This window comes from Paenibacillus sp. Z3-2, from assembly GCF_054161325.1.
Genome location: NZ_CP096397.1, coordinates 4968450 through 4993174 on the forward strand (window position 1 = coordinate 4968450; position 24725 = coordinate 4993174).

Annotated in this window: 26 protein-coding genes; 8 read left to right on the plus strand and 18 right to left on the minus strand. The window is 45.2% G+C overall.

The features are described from left to right. Positions 1-83 precede the first annotated feature (83 nt). Positions 84-665 carry a LysE family translocator gene (locus M1D71_RS22255; protein ID WP_405157758.1) on the plus strand — a complete coding sequence of 194 codons (582 nt, stop codon included), beginning with the start codon at positions 84-86 and terminating at the stop codon, positions 663-665. Between the two features lie 19 nt (positions 666-684). Next, on the plus strand, positions 685-1470 hold the full coding sequence (locus M1D71_RS22260) for an AraC family transcriptional regulator (protein WP_458123722.1): 786 nt from the start codon (positions 685-687) through the stop codon (positions 1468-1470). 387 nt (positions 1471-1857) lie between these two features. On the opposite strand, the gene M1D71_RS22265 is transcribed toward M1D71_RS22260, so the two are convergent. Further along, positions 1858-2430, minus strand: coding sequence for a hypothetical protein (locus tag M1D71_RS22265; protein ID WP_458123723.1), 573 nt, complete (start codon positions 2428-2430; stop codon positions 1858-1860). Between the two features lie 169 nt (positions 2431-2599). Here M1D71_RS22265 and M1D71_RS22270 point away from each other — a divergent pair, with 169 nt between their 5' ends. Further along, positions 2600-3265, plus strand: coding sequence for a phosphatase PAP2 family protein (locus M1D71_RS22270; protein ID WP_458127329.1), 666 nt, complete (start codon positions 2600-2602; stop codon positions 3263-3265). Between the two features lie 161 nt (positions 3266-3426). On the opposite strand, the gene M1D71_RS22275 is transcribed toward M1D71_RS22270, so the two are convergent. Then, a complete protein-coding gene (locus M1D71_RS22275) occupies positions 3427-4860 on the minus strand; it encodes a glycoside hydrolase family 1 protein (protein ID WP_458123724.1) in 1434 nt (477 codons plus the stop codon). Between the two features lie 89 nt (positions 4861-4949). On the opposite strand from M1D71_RS22275, the gene M1D71_RS22280 reads away from it, so the two are divergent. Both M1D71_RS22280 and M1D71_RS22285 read left to right on the plus strand, forming a co-directional pair. Continuing rightward, positions 4950-5876: a helix-turn-helix transcriptional regulator gene (locus M1D71_RS22280; protein ID WP_458123725.1), complete on the plus strand. Its 927-nt coding sequence runs from the start codon at positions 4950-4952 to the stop codon at positions 5874-5876. A gap of 87 nt (positions 5877-5963) precedes the next feature. Continuing rightward, entirely contained in the window at positions 5964-6779 is an 816-nt protein-coding gene (locus M1D71_RS22285; protein WP_458123726.1) for a class I SAM-dependent methyltransferase, read from the plus strand. A gap of 286 nt (positions 6780-7065) precedes the next feature. Here the strand turns inward: M1D71_RS22285 and M1D71_RS22290 are convergent, their stop codons facing one another. From M1D71_RS22290 to M1D71_RS22300, 3 genes are all read right to left on the minus strand, one after another. Continuing rightward, the gene (locus M1D71_RS22290) at positions 7066-7380 is read right to left on the minus strand and encodes a hypothetical protein (protein WP_458123727.1); all 315 of its coding nucleotides are present in this window, start codon (positions 7378-7380) and stop codon (positions 7066-7068) included. A 416-nt stretch (positions 7381-7796) separates the two neighbouring features. Beyond that, positions 7797-8159 carry a hypothetical protein gene (locus M1D71_RS22295; protein ID WP_458123728.1) on the minus strand — a complete coding sequence of 121 codons (363 nt, stop codon included), beginning with the start codon at positions 8157-8159 and terminating at the stop codon, positions 7797-7799. A 225-nt stretch (positions 8160-8384) separates the two neighbouring features. Then, positions 8385-8792, minus strand: coding sequence for an NUDIX hydrolase (locus tag M1D71_RS22300; protein WP_458123729.1), 408 nt, complete (start codon positions 8790-8792; stop codon positions 8385-8387). A gap of 307 nt (positions 8793-9099) precedes the next feature. Here M1D71_RS22300 and fabV point away from each other — a divergent pair, with 307 nt between their 5' ends. Continuing rightward, positions 9100-10293 (plus strand): enoyl-ACP reductase FabV, encoded by a 1194-nt coding sequence (gene fabV, locus M1D71_RS22305; protein ID WP_458123730.1) that lies wholly within the window; start codon positions 9100-9102, stop codon positions 10291-10293. A gap of 176 nt (positions 10294-10469) precedes the next feature. Here the strand turns inward: fabV and M1D71_RS22310 are convergent, their stop codons facing one another. The 3 genes from M1D71_RS22310 to M1D71_RS22320 form a co-directional block, all read right to left on the minus strand. Further along, on the minus strand, positions 10470-11717 hold the full coding sequence (locus tag M1D71_RS22310; RefSeq protein WP_458123731.1) for a DNA glycosylase AlkZ-like family protein: 1248 nt from the start codon (positions 11715-11717) through the stop codon (positions 10470-10472). Then, entirely contained in the window at positions 11714-11938 is a 225-nt protein-coding gene (locus tag M1D71_RS22315; protein ID WP_458123732.1) for a hypothetical protein, read from the minus strand. The genes M1D71_RS22310 and M1D71_RS22315 overlap by 4 nt, the downstream gene beginning before the upstream one ends. A 123-nt stretch (positions 11939-12061) precedes the next feature. Beyond that, complete coding sequence (locus M1D71_RS22320; RefSeq protein ID WP_145323879.1) at positions 12062-12658, minus strand: restriction endonuclease; 597 nt, start codon at positions 12656-12658, stop codon at positions 12062-12064. Positions 12659-12918: 260 nt separating this feature from the next. On the opposite strand from M1D71_RS22320, the gene M1D71_RS22325 reads away from it, so the two are divergent. Beyond that, positions 12919-14190 carry a hypothetical protein gene (locus M1D71_RS22325; RefSeq protein WP_458123733.1) on the plus strand — a complete coding sequence of 424 codons (1272 nt, stop codon included), beginning with the start codon at positions 12919-12921 and terminating at the stop codon, positions 14188-14190. A gap of 121 nt (positions 14191-14311) precedes the next feature. Here the strand turns inward: M1D71_RS22325 and msrA are convergent, their stop codons facing one another. From msrA to M1D71_RS22355, 6 genes are all read right to left on the minus strand, one after another. Next, positions 14312-14827, minus strand: coding sequence for a peptide-methionine (S)-S-oxide reductase MsrA (msrA, locus tag M1D71_RS22330; protein ID WP_458123734.1), 516 nt, complete (start codon positions 14825-14827; stop codon positions 14312-14314). 179 nt (positions 14828-15006) lie between these two features. Beyond that, complete coding sequence (locus M1D71_RS22335) at positions 15007-15264, minus strand: GlsB/YeaQ/YmgE family stress response membrane protein (RefSeq protein ID WP_062835823.1); 258 nt, start codon at positions 15262-15264, stop codon at positions 15007-15009. 336 nt (positions 15265-15600) lie between these two features. After that, positions 15601-16905 carry an ATP-binding protein gene (locus M1D71_RS22340; protein ID WP_458123735.1) on the minus strand — a complete coding sequence of 435 codons (1305 nt, stop codon included), beginning with the start codon at positions 16903-16905 and terminating at the stop codon, positions 15601-15603. Continuing rightward, positions 16905-18368: an RtcB family protein gene (locus tag M1D71_RS22345; protein ID WP_458123736.1), complete on the minus strand. Its 1464-nt coding sequence runs from the start codon at positions 18366-18368 to the stop codon at positions 16905-16907. Before M1D71_RS22345 ends, M1D71_RS22340 begins: the two co-directional genes overlap by 1 nt. Positions 18369-18865: 497 nt before the next feature. Beyond that, the gene (locus M1D71_RS22350) at positions 18866-19684 is read right to left on the minus strand and encodes a TerC family protein (protein ID WP_458123737.1); all 819 of its coding nucleotides are present in this window, start codon (positions 19682-19684) and stop codon (positions 18866-18868) included. A 277-nt stretch (positions 19685-19961) separates the two neighbouring features. Beyond that, positions 19962-20276 (minus strand): DUF3817 domain-containing protein, encoded by a 315-nt coding sequence (locus M1D71_RS22355; protein ID WP_458123738.1) that lies wholly within the window; start codon positions 20274-20276, stop codon positions 19962-19964. Positions 20277-20488: 212 nt separating this feature from the next. Between M1D71_RS22355 and M1D71_RS22360 the strand changes: the two genes are divergently transcribed. Beyond that, positions 20489-21592: a glycosyltransferase family 4 protein gene (locus tag M1D71_RS22360; RefSeq protein WP_458123739.1), complete on the plus strand. Its 1104-nt coding sequence runs from the start codon at positions 20489-20491 to the stop codon at positions 21590-21592. A 61-nt stretch (positions 21593-21653) separates the two neighbouring features. On the opposite strand, the gene M1D71_RS22365 is transcribed toward M1D71_RS22360, so the two are convergent. From M1D71_RS22365 to M1D71_RS22380, 4 genes are all read right to left on the minus strand, one after another. Then, on the minus strand, positions 21654-22016 hold the full coding sequence (locus M1D71_RS22365) for an HIRAN domain-containing protein (protein ID WP_458123740.1): 363 nt from the start codon (positions 22014-22016) through the stop codon (positions 21654-21656). Positions 22017-22054: 38 nt separating this feature from the next. Further along, positions 22055-23026, minus strand: coding sequence for a helix-turn-helix transcriptional regulator (locus M1D71_RS22370; RefSeq protein WP_458123741.1), 972 nt, complete (start codon positions 23024-23026; stop codon positions 22055-22057). A 279-nt stretch (positions 23027-23305) separates the two neighbouring features. Further along, complete coding sequence (locus tag M1D71_RS22375) at positions 23306-23821, minus strand: hypothetical protein (protein ID WP_458123742.1); 516 nt, start codon at positions 23819-23821, stop codon at positions 23306-23308. A 161-nt stretch (positions 23822-23982) separates the two neighbouring features. Beyond that, entirely contained in the window at positions 23983-24612 is a 630-nt protein-coding gene (locus M1D71_RS22380) for a 50S ribosomal protein L25 (RefSeq protein ID WP_458123743.1), read from the minus strand. Positions 24613-24725 lie beyond the last annotated feature (113 nt).

Here is a 24725-nt window from a genome sequence, read left to right on the forward strand (position 1 = left end):
GCTGCAATAATGTACTATATGATTTCTCCCTCTGGACGTATGATCATGGAACTAAACTACAACCTGAGGAGAGCATCATCATTATGAATCTTGCATCTTTTTTAATCTACTGCATCGTCGTTACATTCACCCCCGGCCCCAGCAATATCGTAATTCTTTCTTCCGTACAGCAGGTTGGGGCGCGTCAAACGATGCAATATGTGTGGGGAGCTACGCTGGCATTTGGTCTGCTGCTTACCGCATCAGCTTTTCTCAATCAACTTCTTGCCGGAGTATTGCCCGGAATCCTGAAGGTGATGCAGATCGTCGGTGGCCTGTACATGGTGTATCTGGCGTACCAGATCTACAAGATGGGTACTACCGAGGATGCACCGAAACAAGTTACCGGATTTTGGAACGGTTTCATCATGCAATTTGTGAATCCAAAAGTGGTCTTGTTTACTTTCACTGTCATTCCAAGCTATGTATTGCCCTTTTATCAAAGTTCATTTTCTTCGTTCCTGTTCGTGCTGCTCATTACCTTCATCGGTTTTCTGGCCTATTCCAGTTGGGTTGTGTTCGGTACGGTCTTCAAGACATTACTGAATCGACACCAAAAATTACTAAGTATTCTCATGGCCCTTTTTTTGTTATACTCAGCCATTATAGTATCCGGATTAATCTAAAGCTTGGGAGGTGTGCTGCATGGAACGGTTTAACTATAAAAAGTCGCAAGACGTGCTGGCACTATCCGCCAGCTTTACTGATTTTGCATACAAAAAACATTGCCACGAAGAGTATGCGGTGGGCGTAACCCTGCGCGGCATTCAACAATACAACCTGGACGGACAATATCAGGCTTCTCACCAAAATGGTGTCATGTTGTTCAACCGTGAACAGTCTCATGATGGAAGCTCTTATGATAAGGCTGGCATTGACTATGTGATGCTGTATTTGAAGCCGGAATTGGTAGAGGAGATTATAGGTAAAAAGGAATTGCGTTTTGTAAACCCCATCGTCTATGATCCCGAGCTTGCACGTAACATCCTGATGCTGAACGACGCTGTTCAACACAGACAGGACGAAGCCGAATGCAGCGAACGGCTCTTCGATCTGGTTAACCTTCTGGCTCAGAAGGAGATGGATACCAAGCTCTGGTTGCCTCAGGATAGCCTGGTTAGAAAAGCGAAGGAAATCATGTTTTGCAGCACCGAAGATGTGCTCAAACTAGACAACCTAAGCTCCGAATTTGGCATGTCCAAGTTTCAATTTATCCGCGAATTCAAGTCACACGCGGGCATATCCCCCTACCAGTTTTTCTTGAACTGCAAGGTTGAGCGTGCCCGTCAAGCCATTGAAATGCAGAAAGACGTCTATGCAGCTGTTGCCGATTGCGGATTTGTCGATCTGACCCATCTGAACCGACATTTCAAACGGGTATTCGGTATCACGGCTTATGAATACATGTTGCAGTTAAACTATACAAAGTGAACTAAAGAATATTTACACTGGCCACTCCGATGACAGAATAACCTTCTAATCGCTGTTATCCCCAGATTTTTCTGATCCCTTTTATAAAGGGAAAATCCGGTGATAGCGTATGCTTCCGATGCAGCTTTCTTTCAGAAAGCTTTTAGGCGAACGCTACGCTTCTTCAGGTTCTTTCTGTCCTCTCCGTTTTGTGTAAATGTTTAGTTCAATTTATTTAGTTCCATCGGATCGATAGTCCCGACCCCAAATGGATATAATTTTGACGCTACTCCTGAAAATCCCCGTATAGAAAGTTAATGAACCTTAACATTCTGTACGGGGATTAGTTTCTTTTTCCGTCATACAAACCTCATGTTATACAAACCAACTTTTACATCAGACCTGCAATCAGATTCTTTTCTTTCGTCTCCAGACCCACACTACTGCCGACCCTACCAATAAAACGACTGCACCGTATAAGATGAGATAGAAAGTCCCACTTCGCCCTTCGTCGGGTTCCCCAAAATCTTCTCTACTTACAACCTTGCCCGCACCCAGCAATTTCAAATCGTCTTCGGCTTGTTCAATTGGAACATTGCCACTGCACAGGTTCGTATGCATCCTGTTATCTCGTTCATCCAGACTGGCAAAGATCAGGTAGGACTGATTCTTTTCAAATTGAATGCCACAGGAGTCAGACCATCCGTCCTTCCCCACAATTTTCATCTTTTTGGCACTGACTCCCTTCCACACAGAATCTACATCAAAGGTATACTCTCTTAAGATGCCGTCATGCTTCGATTGCTGAGAATCGCCTTTCTTCACTACTTTTCCTGTAAATACCGTGGTATACGTTTCCAATCTCTTTTGAACATCATTCTCGACACAACTGCAAGCATACACTTTCTCTCCGGGAAATAGAGCTAACCCAGACATAACCAACAGTAAGACCAACATGCACATCACCAACCGTCGTTTCATTCCGCCCGCCCCCCTCTTAGATTCTCTGCTTGATTAACCTTGTTAAGGTTACATATTTTTATTGCTGCAATATTTATTGTAAAATTATAGCATAATACCAATATGTCTATGATCGCATTTCGCAGACACAACATACGAAATCAAACATCGCGGAGGAACTGAACATTTGATGCAAAACTGGAAAAGGAACATCACATTCCCGCTGCTCGTTGCAGCGTTATGCATGATTGCTTTTGTAAGCATCGCCCTGTCCATCAGTGACAACCAGATTCATCGATTTGATGATACCCTAATTGGATGGATTCAGGGGTTGGAATCCGCCAGTATGACGCAATTCATGCAGTTGTTCACCTGGATTGGCGGCGGGAAGCCCGTGGTCATCATTACAATCATCGCCATGATTGTGTTATACGTGTGCCTTCGACACAAACGCGAACTGCTTTTCCTGGCTTGCGTACTCGTCGGTTCAACCCTGTTAAATGCATTGCTCAAGCTGGTATTCCAACGTGCCAGACCTACCATTAACCGTATTATTGAAGTGAGTGGATACAGTTTCCCCAGCGGACATTCCATGGCGGCGTTCAGCCTATATGGTGGACTCGCCTTTCTGATCTGGAAACATGTACCTACCTTCACCGGACGTGTGCTGATGATCATTGCCAGTGCCGTCTTTATACTGACCATCGGGATAAGTCGTATCTACTTGGGTGTGCACTATCCAAGTGATATCGTTGGCGGATACTTCTTAAGTGGTTGCTGGCTTTCCACATGCATATGGTTTTATCAGCGTCATTTGGAGCGCATGTCCCAATTACATTCCAGAAGACTGGCATAGGCAAGCTATTGTACTGCACAAAGAAATACCCGGCTTTCCTTAACTGAAGGATCGCCGGGTATTTCTACATTCATGTACAGTAGTTCTGAACTCGTTCAGGACCATATGAACCCGCCTGTCCCATTTAAGGGAACAGGCATGTCTTGTATTTTTACGCCAAATTATAATTCTTCACCATTGGATTCAATGACTTTTTTGTACCAGTGGAAACTCTTCTTCGGTGTTCTGCTAAGGTCCCCATTACCGTCGTTGTCCTTATTGACATGAATGAAGCCATAACGCTTCTTCATCTCTCCAGTTGAAGCACTAACCAGGTCGATACATCCCCACATCGTGTAGGCAATGAGATCTACGCCGTCAGCTACCGCTTCTTTCATCTGTTCAATGTGACCTTTCAGATAATCAATGCGATAGTCATCCTGAATGGAGCCGTCTTCTTCTACCACATCAACAGCGCCCAGACCGTTCTCAACCACCATCAATGGAATCTGATAACGATCATACAGATGATTCAACGTGTAACGCAGTCCTTTCGGATCGATCTGCCAACCCCAGTCAGAGGCTTCGAGATATGGATTTTTGATACCGCCAAGCAGATTACCTTCTGCTCTCTCGAGTGACTCGTCTGCACTTTCAACCAAAGACATGTAATAACTGAAGGAATAGAAGTCTACGCAACCTTCACGCAAAGTCTGCTCGTCTCCCGGTTGCATCTCGATCTGGATGCCCTGCTCCGCGAAGAACCGTTTGGCGAATCCAGGGTATGCACCACGAACCTGAACATCGCCGCAGATCATATTGGAGATTTGGTCTTTCTTCTGTGCAAGCAACATGTCGTCCGGGTTACATGTGTTTGGATAGGTTGTCATAAAAGCGACCATACAGCCGATCTGGAAATCAGGGTTGATCTCATGTCCCAGCTTCACGGCTTTGGCACTCGCGACGAATTGATGATGTAATGCCTGGAAACGAGTCTGTGGATCATCCACTCCGTCGACCAGCGTCTCTTTGCCTTCAAACAAAATACCTGCAGCCATATAAGCACCCATCGGCATCGTCAGACAGTTAATCTCGTTGAATGTCAACCAGTATTTCACTTGATCCTTGTACCGGTTGAAGAGCGTTGTACAATAACGGATATAACAGTCGATGACTTCACGGGAAGCCCAACCGTTATACTTCTGTGTCAGACCAAATGGCGTTTCGTAATGGGAGATCGTTACGAGCGGCTCAATATTGTACTTTTTCAACTCGGCAAAGACGTTGTCGTAGAACTGTAATCCCTCTTCGTTTGGCTCCAGATCGTAACCATTTGGATAGATCCGGGACCAGTTGATGGACATGCGGAACATTTTGAAGCCCATCTCTGCCATCATGGCAATATCTTCTTTGTAATGTCCGTAAAAATCAACCGCTTCATGGCTCGGATAATACGTGCCTTCTTCCAATACAGGCGTAATCCGGCGTGGGATCGTGTGGGTTCCCCCTGTCATCATGTCAGACGTGCTCGGTCCTTTGCCACCTTGATTCCATCCACCCTCGAATTGATTGGCAGCCGTTGCGCCACCCCAGTAGAATCCTTCTTTCATTGTCATGATCAGTTCCTCCTTCATATCTCAACAAAGACTATGTAACCAGTGTACCATCCATACCCTGACACCTATTGTCATGGTATAATTATGGCATGGAAAATAACCGATTATTTCGAATGTTGCTTTTGTTATTGGAGAAAAAGAAAGCTACTGCTCCCGAACTCGCCCGTTTGTTCGAGATTTCTGTACGCACGGTGTACCGTGATATCGACCGGCTGAGCGCTGCGGGCATTCCCGTCTATACCACGACCGGCAAGCATGGGGGTATACATCTGATGGACAACTATGTCATGGACAAGTCGCTGCTGTCGGAAGAAGACCAAAATGAAATTTTGATGGGTCTCTATAGCGTCAGTGCGATTCCCCATCTGAACAGTGCCCATATGCTTCAACGGTTAACCGCCTTGTTTGATCATAAGCTAGACTGGATCGAATTCAATTTTTCACCCTGGGGCAGTATCCCCCTGCAGGAGAGAGAAGTGTTCAATCAAGTGAAACAAGCCATATTAACGAATCAACTGATTACATTTCACTACATTAATTCGGATGGTGAGAAGAGTATTCCAACCGTGGAGCCACAGAAGCTTATATTCAAAAATAGTACATGGTACTTCAAAGGATATATTCATGATGATCCTGATCGGAGAGAATTCGAGACATTCAAGATGAAACGGATCACCCAGTTGACTTTTCTGACGCGAAAATATGATCATCCTGTTCATGCGGAGTCAACCTACCCTGAATCAGAAACAGCTCCTGTCCTGACTCCTCTTACACTCTCGTTCTCCAGCAACATTGCATACCGAGTGTATGATTTTTTTGAACCTTCCCTCATTACAAAGGAGCCGGATGGCAGGCTCCGTGTTTCTCTCGATCTAAATGTAGGGGAATGGCTCTACTCCTTCCTGCTATCGTTTGGTTCCGAGTTGACCGTAATCGAGCCCGCTCATGTTGGACAAGAGTTGCTCAGGCGCCACATCAAAGCCGTTGAACATTTGCAGAACGTCATGTACAAATAACCCGACAATGAATGATATAATATAGGCCTATACAACTTTTGATTACAGGTGACTCTCATTCTACATCTGACCGAAGGAGGTTTATCCATGCAGGACATCAGACGCAACAATGTGGAACGTTTCAAAGGTTTCGGTACGTTATACGATCAGAATCGACCTGCTGCTCCCACAGAAGTGGTGGATATTCTAACGACATATCTTGGCAAAACACCGCGTATGGTCGCAGATGTTGGCTGTGGCACCGGCTTATCCTCGTGGATCTGGCTTAATAAGGCAGAACGCATTATTGGCTTCGAACCCAGCGATGACATGAGGTCTGTAGCGGAGTCCAAGTGGGAATCTGCGGGCAAGCCGGATAACCTCCGGTTCGTGTCCGGCTTGTCTCATGACCTGGGGCTTCCGGATGGTAGTGTCGATGTGTTGACCTGCTCCCAATCGTTTCACTGGATGGAGCCTGAATCCACATTACGCGAGTTCGCCCGTGTGTTGCGACCGGGAGGCATCTTCGCCGCTTATGACTGTGACTGGCCTCCAATGCTGAATTGGCAGCTTGAACAAGCGTACCAACAATTAGTCTTTACAGCAGATGACCGCGCTTCCCAACTTTCTAGCCAAGAGAATCAGGCACATAAGTGGAGCAAGGATGGACATCTGCAGCAGATTCAGCAATCTGGCTTGTTCCGATATGTTCGGGAAATTGTGTTTCATCACCACGAGACCTTTGATGCAGACCGCTACGTCAACCTAGCTCTGAGTCAAGGTGGGCTGCAAACGGCGTTGAAGCTCGGAGCGGATGATCTATTAACAGCTGCCGACGAGTTCAGAGCGCTGGCTGATCGTGTATTTGACGGAGAATCCAGAACAGTACTCTTTTCTTATCGCATGCGCCTTGGTATTGTCTGAACGTAGTATATTGCTTGCTTCTCTCGTACAGGTCTAATGAAATAAGGATGTCCTATATGTCATTAGTATGACGTATGGGGCATCCTTTTTTAGCATCATCCGATCTAGTGAATCAAGAGACTCTATGAGTTCCACTAGTAAATCTATTCTTTTGTCTACCTCATCAGGAGGAAAACAAGCGATGGCCAGGATTCAACCATATGCCCCACCCTTTCCCGTCATCTCTATATAACATTGTTAGCTGTATTACATAAAAAAGTATCACTGTCTCGTAACTGAATACTCTCTAAACGGACAACAGACCCATATAGATCAACTCGGACGGATTCGCCGGATTTTGCCCTAATCCCACCCGATCGCCTACTCGCGGAATCTGCATCTTGGACACCAGTGTCTCCAATGTTCGCTGATACTGGTGTCCATTCGTTTCCGTTACATCCAATACAAGCATAACAATCGGATCAAAGTTGATCAGTTTCCCCGTATCGGTCATCGTCACCACCGCAGCCGTTGCTGTCAAAGGCAGAGAACCACTCGCCGCAATTGTGCCTGCTTCGCCGAATCCAGACTCTGATTGATGGCCTCCCGATGTATTAAACACCTCATTTGTTTTATTTTTATTTATAGTTAAATTATAATCACGGCGGCTTGTCCCTGAAAACCTTCTGACTGCATACAAAAAAAAAACGAAAAATCCCGTAATTGAATCACAGGATGATCGTTTCTTAAGTAAGGAACATTCGAGACTATATTTTGTGACAAATGCTTCGGCAATGTACATAATCATGCCAAAAACAGTGTTATTTAACCCATAAGTTTTCCGCTATACACACTGATGCTTTCAAAAACTCATGGCAAACTTATGCTTCATATTTCAATTTTCACAAAGATGCTTCTTTAATTCTAATCTTTTTTACTAATCCATATTGTTCGCGGATATGCTTCTGGCATTATAAAAGTAATTGTCCCCGTTAGCGAAATCCTGAAATACCCATTGATTTCTTCTATGCCTTGTATTTAGTGGAGGAAAGGATTGTCTTGTGACGGAGTTAATCCGACAAACTCCTCATTATCTACAGGTTTTAAACTAATTAGCTCTTTTCCAAATTGCTTGTTAAGCTCTTCGACTTCACTGTCCGTTAGTTCTGACTGAACAACAATTTTCCCAATATCAGATTCGTAATAAATTCTTTGTTTTTTCCCTGATACATTGTAAGTAACATGGTCTGCTATTGATTTCACTAATGCCTGCAACTCACTTGAAGTATATTCTGTTACTTTGGCTTCTTTTACTGAGGTATTCCCGCTTAGAAAACTACACCCCGTAACCAAAGAAACACACATAAAACCTAAACACAAAACGAAAAAATATTTACACATCATAGCCCCCTATCACTAATCATAATATCATCTAATTATAAAAAGTTAAAAAAGCGGCGAGAAAGTTCTCTCTGTCGCTTTTCGCGCAGTTAAGCATTTGTATGGTTGGCTTTTTCATAGCTCAGCATGCCTCGGAAATTAAATCTAGAGGTTTTAGACTGGGTCTATTCAACTAGAGTTTCCCGTTAGGTCAATGATGAAACCATTTCAGATGATTTACTTTCCTTAGTGTGATTCTCGAAATTCTACGAGAAAGGGCTGAGTTTGATTATTAAGTGCCATATCTATTCTTTCTATGAAATTGCCCCAAGTTATCATTTTCCTTGCCTCTTCCAAAGAGAAGTAACCTACCTCATCGCTCTCTATACTTGTTGTTAATGTACCGGCCACTGGCTTGCCTGTAAAAATGTTGTTACATACACCACGAGTTATATTCTGATACAACCCACAGAAACTAATTAGTTCTACTTCGATTCCTGTTTCCTCTTTCACTTCTCGGATAGCGGCCTCCCTAATTGTTTCCCCTTCTTCTACACATCCTTGAGGCATCTCCCAACCACGACGACCTCGCATTAACAGAATTTCGTTTTTTTCATTAAGTACAATCACACTAGCTGAAACGATGAATTTCATTAGTTTCACCTCTCTAATGATATTTACCACTTAAACGCTTAAACGCTTTTACGTGTTAAATTATATCAAGTTAGATTATGCTTGTAAACAATGTCGTTTTTTATTTCAAAATTCGAGTGTTTCCTCATCCTGAGCCGCAGCCTTTGTAATATCATCGCAAAATTGGAGATATCACGCCACCCTTCCGGCAAAATCAACCGAAACGGTTTCCGTTTCCCAGATAATTGTTTTACAATAAGAGAGTATGTGTAAGAGCATTTTATCGAAATGCTGAAAACATGAGCTGAATATGAAAGGATGCAAATAAATGATTATTAAACCAAGAACACGTGGTTTTATTTGTACCACTTCCCATCCTGTAGGTTGCGCTGCGCAAGTGCAGGAACAGATTGATTATGTAAAATCCCAGCCGGAACTGAAAGGCCCCAAAAATGTGCTCGTCATCGGTGCTTCCACCGGATACGGACTAGCGTCACGCGTTGTTTCTGCTTTTGGAGCAGGAGCGAATACGATCGGCATTTACCGTCCGAGCAGTTCTACAGAAAAACGTACAGCTTCAGCAGGTTGGTACAACTCCGCTGCATTCGAAAAAGCCGCTGAAGAAGCAGGCCTGAAATCGTACAGCATCACAGGTGATGCCTTCGCAAACGAAACAAGAGACAAAGCCGTTGAACTGATTCGCAGTGAACTCGGTCAAGTGGATCTGGTTGTATACAGCGTAGCCTCCGCACGTCGTATTGATCCGAACACGGGAGAAGTATACAACTCTGTGTTGAAGCCCATCGGACAATCCTACACGAACAAAACAGTGAATTTCCATACAGGCGAGATCAGTTCCGTTACTCTTGAACCGGCAACTGAGGAAGAAATTCGTCAAACGGTAACCGTTATGGGCGGAGACGATTGGGAACTGTGGATGGATGCCCTTCAACAAGGTGGTGTGCTTGCTGATGATGCAACAACGATCGCTTTCTCCTACATCGGCCCTGAACTTACCCATGCCATTTATCGTGATGGTTCCATCGGTCAGGCCAAGAATCATCTGGAAACCACTGCACGCAAGCTGAATGATCGTCTAAGTGCAAAAGGTGGACGTGCGTACGTAACAGTAGCCAAAGCGCTGGTGACCCAATCCAGCTCCGCCATTCCAGTGGTGCCGCTGTACATCTCAGCATTGTACAAAGTCATGAAAGAAAAAGGCCTGCATGAAGGCTGCATCGAGCAATTGCAACGTCTGTTCGCTGATCGCCTGTATGCTGGAGGAGAAGTTCCAACCGATGCCGAAGGCCGTATTCGTATTGACGATTGGGAGATGAGAGCTGACGTTCAGGAAGAAGTAGCGAACCTCTGGAATGAATTGACCACAGAGAACATCTACGATCTGTCCGATCTGGAAGGTTATCGTCGCGAATTCTTCCAACTGTTTGGTTTTGAGACAGATGGCGTGGATTATGAAGCAGATGTTGATCCGAACGTTGAAATGCCCCATCTGGTGAACTAAAGAATTCTTTGTGTGGACGTGAGCTTAGGTTTTCGTTAGCACTGCGGATGTATTGCTAAAGTTATAATTTTAAAATCAATGAAGGAGGAGCCATTGGGCTCCCCCTTTTTTTGTCCTTTTAGATCCTTTCATTAATTCCAATTCCCGTACCCGTATACTCCTCGCATATTCCCTAATCAAATCGATTTTAGCAGCTTTTTCAACCCTTTCGGTACCGTCTTATCCATGGTGATGGAACGCGCTCCATGCATGGATGCAAAGAATTGCAGCCCCTCTCTGAAATCCGTGATCCATTTCTCCACAGGTGGAGCTGTCTCCTCCATGGATAACAAGCGGACCGTAAGTACTCCTGTTTTGCGATCCAGTCTGGGGTCCATCCGTCCAATCAGCCGATCACCGTGAAGAATAGGCATGGCATAATACCCGTAGGTTCTTTTCACCTCTGGCGTATAAATCTCCCATTTATAATGAAAATCAAATAAATCCACAATACGTTCTCTTCTCCATAACAGGTTGTCCAGCGGCGGCAAGAAACGTACCGGACCTGACGGATCATAGTGTGGCTCTTCCCTTTCCATACGTAGTAGCAAATCCTCATCTTCAGCACGAATATAATAAGGTGTCGCCACGTCCTCCACCTCAAGCGGGATCATTCGTCCATCTGACACACGGGCAGCGATATCAGCCCGACGTTCAGCCGCTGTAGATTTGAGCCAACCCAGACGGGGATCACGGGCATCTACAACCCGATATGCATGAATGTATTTATCCAGCAGAGCCTGTCTCTGGGCAAACACATCCATGTCTTCTTTCATCGGAAGCCCCTGTTGCTGCAATTCGGATTCGGTAATATCAAAATAACGTTCATTCCCCTGCCTCGCCACCACACGAATCACAGCGGAGTCCAACAGTAGATTCAGAGCAAGTGTTGTATCCTTGGTCTTCGGCACATCCGCACTGTCCCAATAACCACTTACCCGTTCAACAGCACGGAAAGCTCTCGAAGGTAAAGGCCCTTCTTCCTTCAAACGCTGTAACACATGCTGCACTGTTTTCTCCAGACCTTGTAAGGACGGAGCCAGACGCTCCCTTAACCGAGCACGCACAGGTTCAAAAAGAGCATAGTCTTCGATTGGAATGACACAGGCGGCATTTGCAAAATATTCAAACACCTTGTGATCACTCAGCAGCGCATTTAAACTGTTAGAAGTATAACCAGGGTCACGAGCACCCAGCACCAAATGCTGGTTCCCGGTTACAGCAGCCACAGGATCGATCTGCACACAGCCAAGGGAGCGGATCAGACTCAAAACTTGGTCGGGTCCCGAAGGTAAGGAAACTGCGGGCCAACGTCCCAGTAAAGCTTGTGTTTGCAGCAAAAAACGCCGAACGATTTTCTTATTCATGTGCAGCGCTGTTGTCATATGTATAGGTTCTTCTTCCCAAAATAAAAAGAAGCACCACCATCCTGGATGATCTGCTTCTTGTGTTTGACCTTTTGCAATTTTTCCTGCTTTGTAGGCATGAGGCGTACATGCTGGGATAGCGCACCATAATCACCGTTGACTCTCCGGCTCTGTTCCGAGCACCACTTACTTGAACGCTCTGCTTTGCGTAATGCTTTTTGTGTTTGTGTACGTGCCATAATGGATTACACTCTCCTTTGGTTGATATACACTCAATATATCATGTGCAGCTACGCAAGTGAAGGTGCTCCTACTGGAATAGGCATATACATCATTAAAAGGGTTCCACCCAACCCAAGTACTTAGCGGGATTGCCGCTTTCGCCTGGACTGCCACGTCTCAATCGGTTCGTGATCATCTTCCTCAATCAGTTCCAGTGCTTCTGCCATTCTTTTCGCTTTGAATAACAGAATTAACTCCATCAGGTCTTCCCGATCCAGCAACTTCACTCCATTGACCGCTGCAAGTGTCCTGCAGGCTTCGGTGTAACGGGCAGACGTCAATACAATCGATCGGTCGGCTTCATAATAACGCATGGATGTATAGATTTCCTGCACAGCACTCAACCCTACGGGATGGTTCGCACCATATCGCTTCGCTTGTACAACACTTCGTCTACCGAGTCGATCAACAAATACAAGATCAGCCCCGAAGTCCCGGCTGCTTGTCGTTTTATGAACCTCATCGTACCCGAGCTCTTCAAATAGATGATAGAGATATAATTCAAATTCCGAACCGTCCTCCATCTTGTCGATGTCCTTTATCGTAATCTTACGAGGATTGGCTTCACTTCGGATCCGCTGCCCGCGCCCGATAACACGCCGAATAATCCAGGTCAATATCAACAATATGATGATACATCCAATGACCCATAGGGTCACATTTTCACTCCAATTCATAGCTCTTCTCCTTGTTCATTCCTATGTTGTATCCAACGTCTTATGCAGATATGGCTTGTCACCGCACTAAATATATCAGACTTCCCCCTTCATCGAAAGAAGATGAAATCCCTGTAACCGTCCCACTTCATTAAACAGAGATAATACGATATACTAATAATAAAAGGTTACAGTATGTTCGGTTGAATTCAACTTGACTTCAATGGTAAAATTCAACAATCGGTTCTATTTTGAACCGAAGAAGAAAGGTGGTTTATCACTTGCATACATTGACCAAACACAAGTCCAAAACATGGGCTGCCCTCATTCTTAGCGGCATGCTCCTCTTCACCATGCATACAACGAGTTACGCTGCCGCCTCACCCGAATCCATGCCCAAACCGGCGTGGACATCATCTTCTCTGTTGCTGTCTGAGGCCAATACAGAGAAAGATGTCCTGATCAAGGAAATCTATGCCGTGCCTTCGAAAAATCTCGTATATGTGCATGCTTCCCAGCCCGTCACCAAAACAAGCAGCAAAACAACACTGGACTGGCAACTGGACTCCCTTCAGGCATTCGATGCGACAACTGGACAATTGAAGTGGAATACGATATTCCATGAGAAAAGTGGCCCTTACACAACCTACTCCGATTCGGTATATGCAAGCAACGGTACAGCATATGTGTATATGGAGTATTCGGACAAAACCAAAAAATTGTACTCATTCAATACATCTGGCAAAACCAACTGGGTCAAAACGGTGAATTCACCTGCAAGTATTTCCCTACTGGATAACGATACGCTGATGGTTGCTACAAGTCAGGGCGTACAATCGAATGGTTCAGTTCGCTCAGCCATCTCGTTATATGACAAAAAGGGCAAGCTGATTAACGAAAAGACGATTAACGGTGCTGTGCTTAAAGCTGATCATGGCCGAATTGTAGTGGATGCCAGTAAACAAACCAAGGTAGGCAACTTCTGGCAACAAGCCGCGAATCCCAAAGTGGAGATCTATGATCGTACATTGAATCGTCTGTCCTTCTACCAATTCCCCGCCAGTGCGAATACACTAGGAGATGGCGGCGGTGAATCACTGGCTATTCTGGGCGATGGTTCCATTCTTATGCGTGCCAATTTCGAGAACACGGGTAACCGACTGATGGGCTTTGGCATCGATGGCAAGCTCGCTTGGGGACGTGCCATTGCTGGTGATGCCTACATTCAGACAGCTGGCAACGGCTATACAGTCCTGACAGGGCAGAAGCTGGAACTGTACACGATGAAAGGCAAAGTGACCGAGCGTACATTCAAGGACGCACAACCTGCACTTATGCGTGTGGACCAGACGCAGGATGGACAGTACCAGCTTGATTTTGCCAAAACAGGATACATTCTTGATCCACAGAAACTGGAGGACGTACATGTCTACACCACCAGTGCTTCAGTTCCTTCATTAGAAGGTATCTCTACTTATATGGATGATATCATCTATTCCATGAACAATGAGTCATTGTCCAAATATGTACTGAAGTCCACTCCTGCAAAATAAAAAAGAGTCTATCAGGATCTTTATCGTATGCCAGTGATTCTAGTTCCATATACTAGCCAAAAAAAGCCGGAAAAGTTCTATAAAGAACTCTCCGGCTTTTCACTGTCAGGATATCCTTATTCTATTTCCAATTTTCTTCTATAAACTCGTCCCGTCCGGATAACGCACGGTCTTCCTTATAGTGTTTCTCGTTTTTCTTGTGGTAATTCTGATGATAGTCTTCAGCCGGATAAAATACGACAGCATCACGAATTTCCGTAACAATGGGTTGATCGAATCTTACACTAGCTGCAAGTTCCTGCTTGGACTGTTCAGCAAGCTCACGCTGACGTTCATTATGCACAAAGATTGCTGTACGATACTGTGTACCCCGATCCTGGAACTGGCCTCCGTCATCCGTCGGATCAATCTGGGGCCAGTACAGCTCCAGCAGTCGTTCATAAGGGAATACATCTGGATCAAATGTTATTTCGACCACTTCGACATGACCAGTCTCTCCTGTTTTGACCTGCTCATATGTTGGATTCTCGACGTGACCGCCGGCATAACCCGATACAATACCATGAATGCCCGGTTGTTCTTCAAACGGTGTAACCATACACCAGAAACATCCGCCGGCGAATGTAGCTTTTTCCATTCCGTTCATCCCTTCTTATCGAAACTACCTATATAATACTGATGCTAATGTGCGCATACATTCTTATATTGTAAAACAACAAGAGGTTGATTGAAAGCCATCGATATGGCTCTCAATCAACCTCTTCATTTTGTACTACATATGGCTGACAACTTATTCAAGAAGTTATCTAGAATTCGTTACCCGCGACTACGTCCCATCGAACGGAAGATCAAGCTTACGATCGCTACAAGAACGATTGCACCAATCAATGCAGGTACAATGTGGAATCCGCCCATCTCAGGACCCATATCTCCCAAGATTACTCCACCTAACCATCCACCGATGAAACCAGCAATGATGTTACCAATTACACCACCCGGGATGTCACGACCAACGATCAGACCTGCCAACCAACCAATGATACCACCGATAATTAATGACCATAACCAACCCATATCATTCACCTCTAATTAAAGTTTTTGTTGTTGTCTGTCTACTATTAACCGCTACAGAAGCATTTAAACAATTGGCATAAATTTTTTTTGCATATTACCTTTTGTCCGGATGCATCCTTCTCTGCAAAACAGGCCTCGGCCCAGTATGGAAACAGATCGCGTCACTTTCCGGCATCTCACCAGCTCAGGGCTGCGTTATGTACCTCCCGAAAGTCATTGTATGTTAGATCAGACAAGGTTAGTATCACCAATTGAGGTAGGATTATTTATAGTCCCATACTAAAAGTTCATGTACGTCACAGTGGCCATGTTCCGATTATGAATCGATCCTACCAATCAATAAAATCCTGCACGTTCCTTACCCGGCTGCGCTAGCCAGGTATGTTTGTGGCTCTTGTCCAATTCGCCACGCATCGACTGAATGACTTTCACAATGTCTGTCTGTCCATTCTGATGCCATTCCAGCGCAACACTGACATACAACTCACCCAGCTGCGCAAGAGAGAAGGTGTCGGTCAGGCGGGCTGCCTCTACCGTGCCTGCTTCACCCGCGAATATGGTGAAGCCTCGTTGCCGCAAATATTGCAGGCGAAGCTCTTCATCTGGCAACGGAATTTCATAAGCTCGGTCGAACCGTCCAGCTCGGTTCATCAGGCCTGGGTCTATTTTCTCCGGATAATTCGTTGTCCCGATCAGGAAAATGCCTTCTTTCGAAGTTGCTCCATCCAGTGTATTCAGGAAAAAGGAACGGACTTCATCCGGCATCGAATCGATGTCCTCAATAATCAGCACCATCGGTGCCAACCGTTTGGCAGCCTCGAACACTTCACGCACCGATTCACTATTGGTATACTCCGTAATCTGCCAATACGCAGCCGGTCCCGGGATACTTCCAGCAATGGATTTCACCAATGTGGTCTTGCCGTTTCCAGGGTGTCCATACAATAGAATTCCCCGTTTGTACGGGATATCATAATCTCGGTAAAAAGAACGATCCGCTTCAAAGAATTGATCCAGCGAGCGGAAAATATCCTGTTTGATCTGGGCCGAGAGAACGACATCTTCCCTTCCCACGGAACGAGTGATAGATTCGACATGGCGATCGCTGCCATTCCGGGCATCGGTGTAAACCGTCACTTTTTTCATATTTTGCTGACGTTCCCGTTCGCGGACACTTCCCAGAAATTGCTTCATCTCCTCATCACCGACAGCAAAGACAAAGTCTTCACTGTAGATTCCGTTCTCTCGGAAAAATGGAACACGCACAAGCGCAACGCCCCATTTCGGATAGGCAAATACGTTATTACGAATGGAGTAATGCACACCATAGGTGGGCACATCTCCATCATCGTCGTAATGCAACGTCTGAAGCTCCAGATCCTCGAATATGCGGGCTACCAATTCCACTTCGGCACTACCATTCTGCAAGTCTTCCCGGAGTAACTCCCAATATTCATTGTTCGGGTCAGAACTGGCATAGAGCTTGTATTCGACCCCATAACGCTGATTGAGTGCCTCACTGATTCCACGGATGAGCCTTGAATAGATAGCGTACCCTTCCACTCGAATTCGGGTATCATGTTGTTCGTCATAGGTATAAATCGCTTGCGTTGGATCGGTTTGTTTTTCGTTTATTGTCATTATTTCGCTCCTTTTACCGCTACAAGCGGTTTGCATTTGGCTACAACTTGAGCCAGGCCTGCGCCGGTAACACTGTCTATAATTTCATCTACATTTTTATAAGCCTGAGGTGACTCATCAATAATGGATTCAAGCGAGCGCTGGTTTACCACAATCTCATCTTCTGTACCCACACCCAGTGCCGAAGCAAAATCTTCCACGGAAACCAGTCGCTTCGTTGCCGTCCGTGAACGGATCCGACCCGCACCGTGACATATTGAATAATAATTATCGGCGCCTTGTGGCTGACCCACCATGATATACGAAGCAGTTCCCATGGAACCGGGAATAAGCGCGGGATGTCCTGTTGCCAGATAAGGCTTTGGATTATCCGGGTGCCCTGCTGGCAACGCACGTGTCGCACCTTTTCGATGCACAAATATGGAACCTTGATCTGCGTGAGATTCCTCCCAGGCATAGTTGTGCATCAGATCGTACAATGTACGAAATTCACATTTGGAGCCAAACACATCCCGGAAAGCCTCGCGAATAGCATACGCAATCAGATGACGATTGACAACGGCGTAATTCAAAGCAGAATACATCATATTTACATAATGACGACCTTCCGCATGCTCAAGCGGGGCAAAGACCAGTCTCGGGTCGGATGTTCCCAGGTTAAGGCGCTGCATGACTTTGGCAATGGCCGACGAACTCGTCTGACTTACATAACCACCCCATGCACGCGAGCCGGAATGAATCATGACCACGACCTGCCCATCGTACAATCCCCAAGCTTCGGCGATTTCACGATTCTCTTCTGCAATTTCAATCGCCTGGATTTCGGCAAAATGATTTCCCCCACCCAGTGTACCGAGCTGACGATGTGAACGATGCCACGTCATATCTGGAATGTGGTTTAACACATCCTCATCGTAAACGAACTTACTACTTTCCACATGCGTCATCGAGGTTGATTTTTTCGGGGTATAGCTGTCCGGAATATACTTTTTGGGTAACCCATGCAGCCCTTTACGAACAATATGTTCCAGTCTGATATCTGAGTAATGGCCTCGCTGGTTCGCCTCCATCGGCAATACTTTCTCAATGGCCTTAACGAGTTTGCGGCGGAGTTTGATATCTTTCAATTCGTCCTTGTGCAGGTTCGTCATATGCACTCGCATGCCACAGCCAATATCACTGCCCACGATGGAGGGAGATACATATCCACTCTGCGCATCCCACACAGCTGTCGTTCCAATGCAGGTACCTACACCGACATGTACGTCTGGTGTGTAACTCATATAAGAGATTCCCGGAATCTGCAGATTATTGTTCGCCATCTCGAACACCTTGTAATCCAGCGAGGAGAAGAGCTGTTGCGCCGCATATACGGTTAGGTCGCCTGCAGGCAATTTCACTTCATGCCGATAGTCACCTGCGAATTCGTTCTGCTTGGTCAATAAATTAAACTCTGTATTCATAAATGTGTTTTATTCCTTCCTGTACGTTCAGCAAATTCGGTTTGCTGATTCCTTGTATAAAATAAACATAAAAAAGCCATAGGCTATTCGCCCATGACTTCTACTGAATGACAATAACGGAGAACAGAGCAGCATGAATATGCTGTGTCTGTCATCCATCGCTATAATATAAGCGAAGAACGCATATCGTTTATACACCTGTTAAGCGATATGCCTATCTCCTATGTCGACCGTATGAGGCCAATGAAACGATGAGCCGGATATGCTATTGTGTCTACGTTGCGCCCTGTTTGAATCAAATCATAACCAAGCATCATGTCTCTCGGCCTCCCTTCGTTAATGTTAGTCTTATATTAAGGGGACTAGAATTCATGTGTCAACCCTTTTCTTGGAAAATGGACCATACGCATATTTCATATGCAACAAAAACAGGAGACTGTCCTAGGACAGCCTCCTGTTTTGCAGCTAATAATGATGTTGTTAGCGTAACATTATTATTACAATCCTGCTTGTTTTTCCAACTCTTCAACCGGATTTTCGTCTTCTTTTTCAGGAGCTTTGGAAGACAGGAACCAACCACATACCGCAATGGTGATCAGTACAATATAGAATCCGAATTTCCAAATTTTATTTTCCGGGAAATGCTCATCCAGAACACCCAACGAAGGGTGTGCAAGTGTTATAACTGCCAGTTTAACCCCTACCCAACCTACGATGACAAAAGCCGCAACTTCAAGCCCTGGACGGGAATGAAGCAATTTCACGAAGTATGTGGCTGCAAAACGCATGATCACAAGCCCGATGAATCCACCGAGGAAGATAACGATAAACTGTCCACCGTCAAGTCCCCCAATTGGAGGCAATCCACTTGGTGGCAACGCCACGGCCAAAGCAACAGCAGCCAAAATAGAATCGACTGCAAATGCGATATCCGCTACTTCGACTTTGAATACCGTCATCCAGAAACCGGATTGTTTTTTCGGTTTCTTCGGAGTTGAATCAGCTGCTTCATCTGTTTTATTTCGACTGCCAAGTATCTTTTTAACGATGTGGTTAATCGAAATGTACAGGAGATACAGGGCACCGATCGCTTGTACCTGCCATACATCGACTAGGAAAGAGATCAGGAACAACGAACCTAAACGGAAAACAAATGCACCCATCAGACCATAGAACAACGCTTTTTTGCGCTTATCTTCAGGCAAGTGTTTAACCATAATTGCGAGTACCAATGCATTATCTGCTGCGAGTAATCCTTCAAGGACCACTAAGACAGCAAGCACCCACCCATATTCTAATAATAATGAAACATCCAAAATTGACTCCTCCTTAATATTCTTATGATGTACAAAAAAAAGGACCTTTACCATCACTGGTAAGGTCCTTTTATATCCACAAAAAGAGACCTTTACCGAGCATGAAAACTTGGTAAAGGTCTCGCTAACAACAAAATTGCTGCCAATAAAGCCGGGGATATGATCCCGAATTGACGACTTTACTGTAAAAGCTACTCCCCTTTAACAGGAATATGTAGTTTTAGTTGGAACGGGTTGTTTAACCTGTACTCATCATATTTCATAACGTTAAATAAAGTCAAGCTTTATTTAATTGACGAGACAACTTACGGAATACAACAATATCGTAGATCATGTTCCCCAGTGGAATGAAGGAAACGAAGAACAGAGCAATTGGACGGCGCAAACGCCATTTCTGTGAAGTGTACAAACTCACCATAAACAACAAATACATTAAAAACAAAAAACCGTACAAATTTCCAAACCATGTGACAGCCTGCGGCATAATCCCGGCATCCCTCAATGGAAAAGCAACAAACAGCAGCAACACATACGAAATCCCCTGCAACCACAACATCAGCCGGAAGCGCCCCAGCATAGAATGTAACATCATTTTCCTCCTGCTTCTATACATGTAACGAACTCAATGTTCCCGTACAGTATATCACAAAAGTCGCAGATTTCCGCTCCAATACATGCAGCAGATTATTCCTGCACACTCATATGGGTGGTTCACCTGCCTGTTTACAGGAGCCAAATGCTTCTGATGCTCATAGGATATATAACGAAGATTGTTACAGATGTCGGACAAGGAGGAGCCTGATCATGAAAATCGCTATGGTTGCACCCGAGAAATTGCCTTTGCCCGGTAATGGTTCAGTGGAAATCTGCATTCTGGGCATCGCTCGCGAACTTGCCCATCGCCATCAGGTGACCATCATAAGTCGTCAAATGGCAGGTCTCGCCGCCACGGAGCAGATCGACGGCATAACCATTCTGCGCGTGCCTGCATCAAGCCCTGTCGGGTACACCAAAGCAGCCATACGACTGTTATCCAAACAACCCTTTGATGTGATTCAAGTGGATAACAGGCCCCGAAGCATGGCTGCCATTAAACAAGCTTTTCCACACACCCCCGTTGTACTCTATCTCCACTCGCTAACGTTCGCGCAGCCTGGAGCTTCCAGACACGCATTAATGAAAAAAGCCGATTGGATCGCCGTCAACAGCCAATCCTTGAGACAAAGGCTGGGCCGCAGATTTCCGTTTGTAAAACGCCGGATGAGCGTTGTTCCACTTGGTGCAGATCTAAGTCGCTTCCGGCCTGCTGAGTCCAGTGAAGAACAGCTTCGCCTGCGTACGCAATTTGGAATCACTAAACCATTCTCTATTCTATATGTCGGTAGGCTCATCCCCGGCAAAGGCGTAGACATATTAATTCGGGCAACTGCTCTTCTTCAGCAACAGACGCCTGTTCAACTGGTTGTGGCAGGCAAAGGGCCTCCGCTCTACGTGCGTAAACTTCGCGAGCTTGCCCGGAAACAAAAAGTCCACATCTCTTTTCGAGGCCAGATAAACCATGAGCATATCGATCAGTTATACCGGGCAGTCGATTGTCTCGTCTGTCCATCCCAAGAACACGAAGCCTTTGGCCTGGTTAATGTGGAGGCCATGGCTTCGGGATTGCCTGTTATTGCTTCTGATAACGGAGGTATTCGTGAGATTATTGAATCAGGTATCAATGGGTACCTAGTGACGTCTTATAAGCGTCCTCAACGTTTTGCCTCTTGCCTGTATAAACTTGCAAGCAGTCCGAATTCTGCCGAAATATTGGGGAAGGCTGGTCGAGATAGCGCAGTCGCACAATTCAGTTGGACCCGAACAGCCATGCATCTGGAAGCCACCTATACCAGGCTCATCCGTGAATGAGCCTCCTTCTGTTTTGATAATCATCTTGACCCCAAATAGAGGGAGATATTATTTAAGAAGATCAAGCTTTTTCACGTGATTGCCATCCGGTAATAAAAGAATCCATCTGAGGAATGGGAATATGGCTCATTTCAATCAACTCCATAATAACCATATCTTTCATCATGAATCGTACTTTGGCACACGTTAGTTGATGAAATACATCGTAGAATGCAGCCCCGGTCCAACATCCATGAGGAACAACAACCGGATCATTAACGATATAACCTACGGCTCCAATTGGGGGAATGACAACCTTAATGGCTTGGTGATCCAAGCCATTATCTGGATCTTTGACGAGGTACACGGTATCCCCCACATGTAAAACCTGTACGCCATGGTAATGGTCCATCCCATACATAGCTGCGAATAATTTGGTACTCATATCACCTGCTCCTTTTCCTGTATTCTTCATGATTAACATTACAAAGATTCATTGTTCTCATAATGCTCCAACCACGCCACGAGTTGCTTCCGTATCTCTCTACGAAACTCAAGAGGTTCAAGTACTTCTGCCTCGGGCCCAAATTGATACAACCATTTCAAAAATTCTCGGCCGCTATTCAGTGTCACTTCAAATAACAATCCCCCATCCGACATATCTGTCATTCGCGGGCGAACAAACATCTCTTCTTCTTTTATGTAGGGGGCCACTTTCTCAGAGAATCTTACTTTGAAATGGATATTTTCATCGCCACGGTCAATGGACCATGTGTTCTTCATGTACTGCGTTATGTTGAAATCACCCTTGTCGAATTCAACATGTGTTCTCTCCACATCCAGAAAGCGGCTAATTCGAAACAATCGGACTTTTTGCAGCAAATGACAGTACCCAATCAGATAAAAACGTTGATCTCGCGGAATAAGATAATAAGGATCAATATCCCGGACCGTGATCTCATTTCTGGTCAGCGTATGATAATGAGTACGAATCGTTTGCCGGCTTAGGATCGCTTCGATGATGGGAATGAGCAAATTGGGGTCTTTTCCTTCCTCCCGATAAGCCGGAGTACCCATTCGAATAATTCCCGCAATATTTTCTACAATGTCACTGTTTCTTGATTTTAATTTGGTATGAGCCGACATGACCTTGTCAAAAGCTGAATCAAATTCAGCAGGTAACTTAGAGGTATCGACTACGGATGGAAGCATGGAGAAGACCATGGCTTCCTGTTCAGTAAAGTCTAACGGATACATCGCAAACTCACCAATAAATCGGTAACCCTTGCCATATCCTTCGTTCATAATAGGGGCGACCCTGTCCAAAATCCGAAGATCACGATAGATCGTGCGTACTGTCGTACCGCATTTCATCGCCAACTCCTTGGCCGAAATTCCAGGATTTGCTTGTATAGCTTGAAGTATACGCAGCAGACGAATTAATTTCTCTGTCATGTAGTTTCTCCCCTTCGATATTTTATCGGCAAGGAAAACTAGTTCCTTTAGTACAGAACTAAATCTTTAGTCCCAATATTATTTTCGCAATTTCACCGTCTGTATATAGTTCAATTGCACTTTTTCCCTCTTTTAATATACATTCTCTTACTTGCTTGCGTAAATTATTTACCATAAACTCCTTATACCTAAGTCTGAGAGCCTATACAAATTTCTAAAATTAATACAAAAAAAGCCTAATCTCTTCAAAGAGACAAGGCTATTTATAGGAATTACTGGTTATGAAATGGTATTCAATTGTTTCATCACATTCGCCATATGCTCACAGAGTTCAGGAATATCTCCCATCTGGTCTTCATTCACACTGCGGTCAAAATGTACGTGTGCCGTAACGTTATACGTGATTGGCTGTTCATCGAAGATATACTGGATAGTCTGGCAGATCCGCTGCTCAGGCCAGCTTTGTTGCAATATCGAACGAATAGTTGAGCACTGCCTCTCAGGCTCCTTCATAACCATGCCAAACCGGATTTCCAAACGGCAACCTGGATGAGCGCCAGGCGTCTCCAGAATCTCCGCTGCGAGCTCCTCAAGGGAACTGCTTAACACGACTTCCCCTCTTACTTCCGGACGATCCCTGAGACAGAATTGTAACATGAACTCTCTGGACATCACTGCCATCTCCAGCCGATCTTTACGTCCCGTAATCTGAATACGTTCATCCAGGTTATCCATATCATATAGAACATTTTCAAAGCCAACTTTCAGATTGTCATATACCGTTGGATCAAACATTGAATAAACCCACCTTCTTTTCCTTTAACATGAATTGTAGTACATTCTCCACATTCATGCGAACGATGTGACTATTGAACTTGCTCGGAAAATAAAAAAAGCCCAGTCCTTAGGACTGGGCTCGGGTTTGCATCGGATCTCGCGAGATCCCTTAGCATGGCTTATTCTTCTGCAGCTTTTCCCTCAGCTGCCGGTTCAGCTTCCTCAGCAGATGCTGTTGGCTCTTCCTCAACCGCTTGTGGCGGCATAACGGAAGCGATGATGGATTCAGGTGATGTTATGAGTGTCAAACCTTTATCCAGTTTGATATCCGCAGCAGTCAAGCGATCACCAATGTCCAACCCGCTGACATCGACTTCAATGGAAGTTGGCAGATCCGCAGGCAATCCTTCTACTTCCAATTGTGTTTCTTGTGTCTGGAACACACCGCCAGCTTTCGAGCCGGCTGCTGTTCCCTGGAAGTCGATCGAAACACTTACGCTGATCGGCTTGTTCTTGGATATTTGCAGGAAGTCTACATGCAGCAAACGTCCGTTACGCTCTTGCTGATCCTTGATCAGCACCGGAACTGTTTTACCGCCCTCAACATTCAGGTTGAACATTTCGGAGCGGCCTGTGCGTGCCACTTTCAGCATTTCTTTTTCATCTACATGTATGGAGGCACCTTCTTGTCCCGGGCCGTAAACGACAGCGGGAACTCGTCCACCTTGTCTTAACAGGCGCAGTGCTGCACCTTTCTTTTCCGTTCTGGGCGTTGCTGTAAGTTGAGCCATTTTTCCGTTGGATTTCATGATTGAACATCCTCCTTCAAGGGATCACTACATTATATTTGTTGGAAAGCGCTAAGGCTTCTCTCATAGACCACGATGGTCTTTTTCCTGTGGCCGAATCGTGGGCCATATCT